The 744-nt window shown below is 72.4% G+C and carries 2 protein-coding genes; both read left to right on the forward strand.

Annotated features, from left to right (window positions below; translation table 11 throughout):
* A partial coding sequence (locus D1614_RS28000) for an endo-1,4-beta-xylanase (RefSeq protein ID WP_175579307.1) occupies window positions 1-397 on the forward strand: 397 nt, incomplete at its 5' end.
* A gap of 110 nt (window positions 398-507) precedes the next feature.
* A partial coding sequence (locus D1614_RS28005) for an MFS transporter (protein WP_206610144.1) occupies window positions 508-744 on the forward strand: 237 nt, incomplete at its 3' end.

Raw genomic sequence — 744 nt, forward strand, 5'->3', positions numbered from 1 at the left:
GGTGAACGGCGTCGGGATACAGAGCCACCTGTCCGCCGACCTGCCCCGCGGCTACGCCGCCCGCGCCATCCGCGCCCTGGCCAGCTTCGGCCTGCCGATCCACGTCTCCGAGCTGGACGTCTCCACCCGGCCGACGCGGTTCTCGCTCGAACCGATGTCCGGCCCGGCCGCGCTGGACAGCCAGGCGCGGGTGGTCGGCGAGGTGGTCGAGGCGTTCATGGACCTGCCGCCCGCCCAGCGCTACGCCTTCACGGTCTGGGGCGTCCGCGACGAGGATTCCTGGCTGCGCCGCCCGCCCAACGCCGGCGACGGCGCCGACCGGCCGCTGCTGTTCGACGACGCCGGCCGGCCCAAGCCGGCCTTCCAGGCCCTGGCGGCCGGGTTCCGGCGCGCCTGACCGCGGACGCCGCTCGGCGCGACGTGGGGCAACCTCGCCCTCCCGGGCGGCCCTCGAAGCGCACGCCCTTACGACCGGGCTGGATTCCCAGAACCTCGATCGGACCCGCCTTGTCCCAGGCCAAGACCTTCACCGAGGACGAACGCCGCATCACCCTGATCGGGGTGATGATCGTCTTCCTGCTGAGCGCCCTCGACCAGTCGATCGTCGGCACCGCCATGCCGCGCATCATCGCCGAGCTGAACGGCCTGTCGCTCTACGCCTGGGTGACCACCGCCTACCTGCTGACCTCGACGGTGATGGTGCCGATCTGGGGCAAGCTGGGCGACATCTTCGGCCGCAAGCCG

The organism is Maribellus luteus (genome assembly GCF_003576475.1).
GTDB lineage: Bacteria > Bacteroidota > Bacteroidia > Bacteroidales > Prolixibacteraceae > Draconibacterium > Draconibacterium luteum.